We start from the raw sequence: 6494 nt of genomic DNA, 5'->3' as shown, positions 1-6494 counted from the left end.
GCAAATGCTAAACAGGCAAATTTCCATTTTTGCCGGGCCGAAGCTGGATGTGGCAATCGATAGAATTGACAAGACGAAAGAATGTACGTCAAGGCTCCTCGGCCTATCTGCAGAGGCGGGCGCCCAACATGATTTCAGCCATCATTTGTTCGGAGAAGTAAAATATTCAGTTGGTGTAACGGGAAGTTTTAACGACGTATTTTTTGATAGCAATAATGGCAGGCGGGACAATTTCCGCTTTGGGGTAGGTTATCGTTTGTAAGAATTTTCTGCCAGCTATTTCGCGTTTTTTAGGGCAATCTGCGTCGTATATCCTTGTCCGTTAGCCCTTCTTTCGCCCCGGCAAGTGTAATCTTCGAATTGCACCGGGAAATAAATAAAGTAAGGATATAACTTAACGCTAATTCACCTTAAGGAAAAAGCCACCTCAATTGAAGATGGCTTTTTCCTTACTTATGTTAAGAAAGATTTTTGTTTACGTACTCTGCTTTATTTACCAGGAACGATATCAATTATTACCGTTCTGTTGTAAAAGCGCTCTTCTGGAAATTTATTAGCAAATGGTGCCATACCTTCATCTTCACCGAAGCCATATGTTTCAAATTTAACGCCATTCTTCCCTGCTTTTGAAAGAGCTTCTTCGATGATTTGCTGAGCACCGGTTGCACGCTCATGAGATAAGGATTGGTTATACTTATCTTCCCCGATATTGTCCGTATGACCGTGAATAATAACAATACTATTTTCGGGAACCAGGGGTGTTACCACGTTAGCAAGGAAACTCTCATAGTTTGCTATTGATTTTGATTTATCAAAATCGAATAAGATACTATAACGTAATCCTTCCTGCTTTGGATCACCTGTTTTTGTTAAACTAACATAACTTTCTTTGGTAATAATATGACCGCTTTTTGTTACACCTGTCATTACAATTTTATAGTTACCCTGCGTGTTGCCGCCTAAAACAGTTTTCCCCGGTACAGATGCCTGATCTGTTGTGTATGGACCGTAATGTTGTACATTCCCCTGCTCATCCCTTACATCAACCGACCATGACTTTAACTGGTCATTAGCGCCATCAGCATTAAAAAGAACGTGGCTATCTAATGGATCTTCCTGTACAATTGTTATTTCTACTGGTTTTAAAAACGGTGAGGTAATTCCTCCTACCTGCATTAATAGTTCCGGAGAGTTGCTCATAATATCTACTCTCCTGTCGCCTTCGCGCAATAAGGTTAGCTGCCTGCTTCCACCCGGCTGCTCTGAAGGTATAAGCGGCTTATCTCTTCCTTCTGTACTGATACGCGAGGTGCTAACTCCAAAAACACTTATTAAGTACTGTTTCACTGTTTCAGCCATGGCTTTACCCTCAGCAGGGTTTTTATCCGACGAGCCGGTTAATGTGATTGTACTTTGCGGATTAGCCCGCAGGCGATCACCTATGATGTTTAAGATATTGTAGTACACGGATAGCTGCCTGGCTGAACGTCCATGATTTAAATTATCAGGCTGGCTTTGTTGCAGTTCATCTTCTTTAAAAGATGCGGCCTGTGCCTGGTTTAATTGTACATACCGACTTGGGATTTCAGTTGAACCCATATCAAAAAATACCGAGTTAAGAAGCGGAAAAGTTTCTTTTACTTGTCGTTTTTGCGGCATTACTTTAGGGGCGCGAACTGAAAACGTAACTTCCTTTTCAATAACAGGTTCGGAAGTAATTATGGGTTCGCTAACCGGTTTGGGTGTAGCTGCTGTTTTTCCGGTACCAAACTTAAGGGCTATACCGGCACGAATAGTATATATTGACCACGATTCTACTTTACGGGGAGACTGGCCTAAGTCTGTTTGAAAAGAGGCAAATGGCGAAAGCGTCATTTGCGTTGCACTTGTTGGTTTGGAAATAGGTAAATCTATACCCGCGCCAGCCTGTGCGGAAAACACTGTTTTACGTATGTCGCTCCAGTCAGCCCTTGTATCAGTTTGCTTTTCCTGTTTATAAGTAAATGTTTTAGCCAGGTTAAAACTGATAGTAGGCCCGGCAAATAAGTAAAATGCAGAAGAAAAGGGAGCAACACGCAAACTCGGCTCTACTGTAATTGAGCTTATATTGGTTGATAAATCAGCGGCACAATTACAGGGCGCCACTACACTTCTGAATTTGCCACCGCGATTATCGTATGCTACATTTAGCATACCGCCCCACACTTTGTTGGGCCGGTATTCAGTTAGCAACGATACATAGGGCTTCACACCATTTCCTTTATGAAATGCGGTTGGAACGGTTAAGTTGTTGTTAAGCATCTGCGTGGTGCCGCGATAAAAATTAATATTAGCTGCCGCCGATTCGCCGAACCACCATACGGGCTGCACCCGTTTTTCCTGTTGGGCATTAACCATTGTTCCTGCGGCAACGAAGACAATGAAGAGGAATGCAAATTTTTGTTTTATTATATGATATGGAAACATAAAAGTCTTTTGAAAATTAATTGTATTATTTATTTGGATTAAAGGAAAAAATTGAAGAGTTAACACGGACTAACAATGTTTTTGATTTTTAATTAGGTACATTAATAGTTGTATTCACCATGGTAACCGATGCCACCAGTGAGATAGCCCTGCCATTTAATACAGTTTGTACCATATTTCCAGAAGTAGAGAAGGTTACGCCTGCTGAAGAGATGATAGTTCCTGTCATAATACCGCCGCCTGCTGCATTAATGGTAGCTGAACTTCCTACATACCAATACACATTTTTAGCCTGGGCCTGGTTTATTAATACCACGCTTCGTGCACCTGCGGGGCCGGCAATACCTACTGTGAGGGCTGCTGCTGTCTGAAAAATCCATACGGCATCCGGATCGCCCTTGGCATCCAGCGTAAGATTTCCATTTGTTATTTTAAATGTGCCGCTCGCAGATTTATAAACACCGGCCGCCAACGTTAGGCCACCCAGTTCGCCGGCTCCCGGATCAATACCTCCCGGCTTAGAGGCAGGGGATATATTATTATAGGCCGTATTGGCGTCGTCAAGGCCTTTTACTGCGATTGCAAAAGAAGTGGCATCACCGGGTGCAGGCGGGGCAGTGTAAATTCCGCCGGTTACATCTCCTACATTAAGAGGTGTTTCTGTATAAATGCTGCCCATAGTGCCGTCATGAAAACCGGTAATTAGTGTGGACGCAGCAGTAGTACCAATACTTCCATTATTAATTATAGTGTTTAGACCTTCGTTTGTTGTACCTGCATTACCGCCAAAAACTCCAAAATTAGCAATGGTTCCTAACGGAGGAGGGATAATAGTATTGCCGGTTGTAAAACTCCATGTGTAATTATAAAGCAGCGGATTTCCAGCGAGGTCTTTTGCACCGGTTGTAATAGTTGCCGTATAAGTTGTATTGAGTGACAGGTTATTTAACAGCGTAAAGACGGCAGTAGAATCAGAATAAGTTATTGTTCCCGTAATTGGTATTCCGCCAAGCGTGGTATTTGCCAATGTAAAGTTTGGTCCGATAGTCACCGGATCCATTGCTTCACTGAAGGCAGCCGAGATACCTTTATCAAGTGCAACATTGGTTGCAGCGTTAGCAGGGTCTGTTGAAATAATAACCGGTGCTGTATTATCAGGCCCTGCGCCTGTTTTAAAATTCCAAACATAGTTTTTTATCATAGCATTACCGGCAGAGTCTTTGGCTCCTGTGGTAACGGTTCCTGTATAACTCGTATTACGAGCCAGGTTAACTGCAGGAGAAAAAGTAGCGGAGTTTCCGGAATAAGTAACCAAACCGGCAATCATTGTTATTCCCTGTTGAATCGTAAACGTTGATGAGTTGATTGTGGAAGAGTTCATGCCCTCGTTGAACTCGACAATTATTTTGGTGTTGATACTAACGCCTGAAGCAGTATCCGATGGGCTGGTTGATATTACTATAGGGCAAACGCCAGGAAGTCCCGGCCGTTCCGTAACTTTTTTGCATCCTGCAGCAAAAGCCAGCGACAGTAACAGGGGAAACCATTTAATGTTAAAAATCTTTGAATAGCTTGTACGTATTCGTACCAATAGACTTTCAATCGTGAAAGATGTTGTTTTCATGGGTGGTTTTAGAGGTTATTAAAATAATAACACAAAACTATATGAACCCATCAGAATTAAGTTACACACTTGCATTGATAAGTTACATCATTCACTCATTCCTGGAGTTGGAATGGCGCCTTTCTTTCAATTCTTTAAAGAAAGATGGCGTTAAGCCGGTAACTTTTTTAAATTGATTGGATAAGTGGGCGACACTGCTATAATGAAGTTTGGTTGCAATCTCTGTAAGAGTAAGTTCATCATAAAACAGCAATTCTTTGGCTCTTTCAATTTTTTGGATGATAATAAAGTGTTGTATAGTGACGCCCTTCACTTCTGAAAATATACCAGAAAGGTAAGTGTAATCATATTTTAATTTTGCGCTGATGTGATCTGAATAGTTAGTGAGAGGCAATGCATTCGAATTATCAATCATTTGAATAATTACATTTACTATTTTCTCTATCAGCACACTTTTTTTATTGTCCATAACCTCAAGGCCCGTCTTCAAAAGATTTTTTTTCAGTTGGTGGCGCTGCCTGGTTGTTATACCTTCAAGGATATTTACCATACCTAGCTCAACAATTACATGTTCTGATTGTAGGCCAAGTTTTTTCAACTCTTCTTTTACGATCATTTTGCAACGCATGCTGGCCATATATTTTATATAGAGCTTCAATTTTTTTTTAAGGTTTAAGCGAGACCGTACAAACAATTAATGTATGTCTTCGTTAGTTATATAGAGGGTGCTTTACGCAAAGGATAGGAATTCTATAACTTAGTTTAGATAATTGAAAGCCTTACCACCTTTACAAATCTTTCTTTATAATAATCATTCAAAGGAGTTATCACCACTCCTTTTGCCTTGCCGGATGATGAATGTATAAATTGAATATTCCCGTTTTCATTGGAAATAATAATTCCGATGTGACCAACAAATCTCTCCGCACGATCAGTTCCTGTAAATAAAATAAGATCCCCCTTTTTGGAATCTGCTGATGCAATTTCCCGGCCAACATTTGTAAAACCTATAGAAGATCTTGGAACAATTATTTTAAAATGATTAAAAACATAGGTAACGAAACCAGAGCAATCAAATCCGCGCAACGGGTCAGCAGAGCCAAATAAGTAGCGTGTTCCAATAAGTGTCCTGGCAAATTCGATTATAGAATCTACCCTACTATTGTTCGCAATTAATGCAGGGGCAGCACTCAAGCCGGTAACTATTAGTTTTATCTTAGGTTCTGCAACAACCGAATCATCTGTCAACACCTTCATATTATTAATTACCGGGTCGACAACCACAGTTGCGTTACTGAAATTATTATTACAACGCATATATATGGGAATCAAAAAAAATACTGCCATCAAAAAAATTGAAATTTTCTTCCTCATAAGTTATCTGACTTAAGGGCAATACTTCTTCCCTGCTGAATAAGCCACCTACCTAACGCAGGAATGAGATAAAGATTTCACTTTTTACCCAGCTGAAGTATTTATATCTTCTTTATTCGGCTTTAGGTTTGTGGCAGACCCCTATGCCCTGGTTCGTGGCACACGAAACAAGCATTTTTTGATCTTAAGTAAGAACAGTAGTTTACATTACGCAAGCCCGGAGAAAATCTTATTTTGAAATTGATAGAATTTATTTTTTTCACGGCTACTATTCACCGATGGCTTCCACTGCTTACTCCTAAAGAAAACAGAGATCTAATAGTTAATTATTTAAGAGCACTATCAACATAAGGCCTGATAAAAATGCATTCATTTGTTTAGCGCACGCTTTGTCGCATAGCCTTGTGCGTTAGCCAAGCTTGTGTTTGAGGCCTTAAGCCTCCTGTTAGTGATAAGTAGCATATTGCCAAAAACCATTTGGAATATTATTATTCAATTATTCATCAGCCAGATTTTATGAAACAGGTTAGATAAATTTGGGTTTTTAAATAACCTGTTTCACGGATAGAAAGATGTTTCGTGTGCCACGAACTGTGGCGTAGTGGTTTCGTCTTCACCTGTTTCATGCCTTTGGGTTCAGGCATATTTGGTTCACTTTCATCTCTGACTATGAGAGCAAATTCAAGCAGCGAATACCCCCTCACCTAAACTTCCTCAAATCAAATGCAATCCTGGAATTTTTCGTTTATGTTTTAATGATCAATTAACTAAAATAGGATGATATATATCATACCTAAATAATGTGGCACACTGAAACCTGGCGGAGACCTTTTGAAGAAATGAAAGTAGTTTTGCTAAACAGGAGTTGTAAAGGAGAGGATTGAGATTCAGTGATAGAAAGAAAGGCTGATAAAATAGATAGAAGGTGCAAAAAGCAGAATATAATTATGAGTAGTATTACTCCAAAAGGAATATGGGAAGTTTGAAGAAAAGCAGGCAAGGGGTTTATGACAAAAAAAGTTCCCAAGCT

General features: G+C 40.1%; 5 protein-coding genes. 1 reads left to right on the top strand and 4 read right to left on the bottom strand.

Features of this window, described 5'->3' with window-relative positions; all coding sequences use genetic code 11:
* Nucleotides 1-262 (top strand): hypothetical protein (locus ACO1O5_RS10120; protein ID WP_486269830.1); only part of this gene is annotated, 262 nt, incomplete at its 5' end.
* A 227-nt stretch (nt 263-489) separates the two neighbouring features.
* Here the strand turns inward: ACO1O5_RS10120 and ACO1O5_RS10115 are convergent.
* The 4 genes from ACO1O5_RS10115 to ACO1O5_RS10100 form a co-directional block, all read right to left on the bottom strand.
* Nucleotides 490-2466 carry an OmpA family protein gene (locus ACO1O5_RS10115; RefSeq protein ID WP_486269829.1) on the bottom strand — a complete coding sequence of 659 codons (1977 nt, stop codon included), beginning with the start codon at nt 2464-2466 and terminating at the stop codon, nt 490-492.
* Nucleotides 2467-2554: 88 nt separating this feature from the next.
* Nucleotides 2555-4090: an Ig-like domain-containing protein gene (locus ACO1O5_RS10110; protein ID WP_486269828.1), complete on the bottom strand. Its 1536-nt coding sequence runs from the start codon at nt 4088-4090 to the stop codon at nt 2555-2557.
* Nucleotides 4091-4181: 91 nt separating this feature from the next.
* Nucleotides 4182-4748 carry a helix-turn-helix domain-containing protein gene (locus ACO1O5_RS10105; protein ID WP_486269827.1) on the bottom strand — a complete coding sequence of 189 codons (567 nt, stop codon included), beginning with the start codon at nt 4746-4748 and terminating at the stop codon, nt 4182-4184.
* A gap of 104 nt (nt 4749-4852) precedes the next feature.
* The gene (locus ACO1O5_RS10100; protein ID WP_486269826.1) at nt 4853-5437 is read right to left on the bottom strand and encodes a C40 family peptidase; all 585 of its coding nucleotides are present in this window, start codon (nt 5435-5437) and stop codon (nt 4853-4855) included.
* Nucleotides 5438-6494: the final 1057 nt, after the last annotated feature.

This window comes from Ginsengibacter sp., assembly GCF_057362405.1.
The sequence above is the reverse complement of the archived record's forward strand: the minus strand, read 5'-3'. Positions and strand labels throughout refer to the sequence as shown.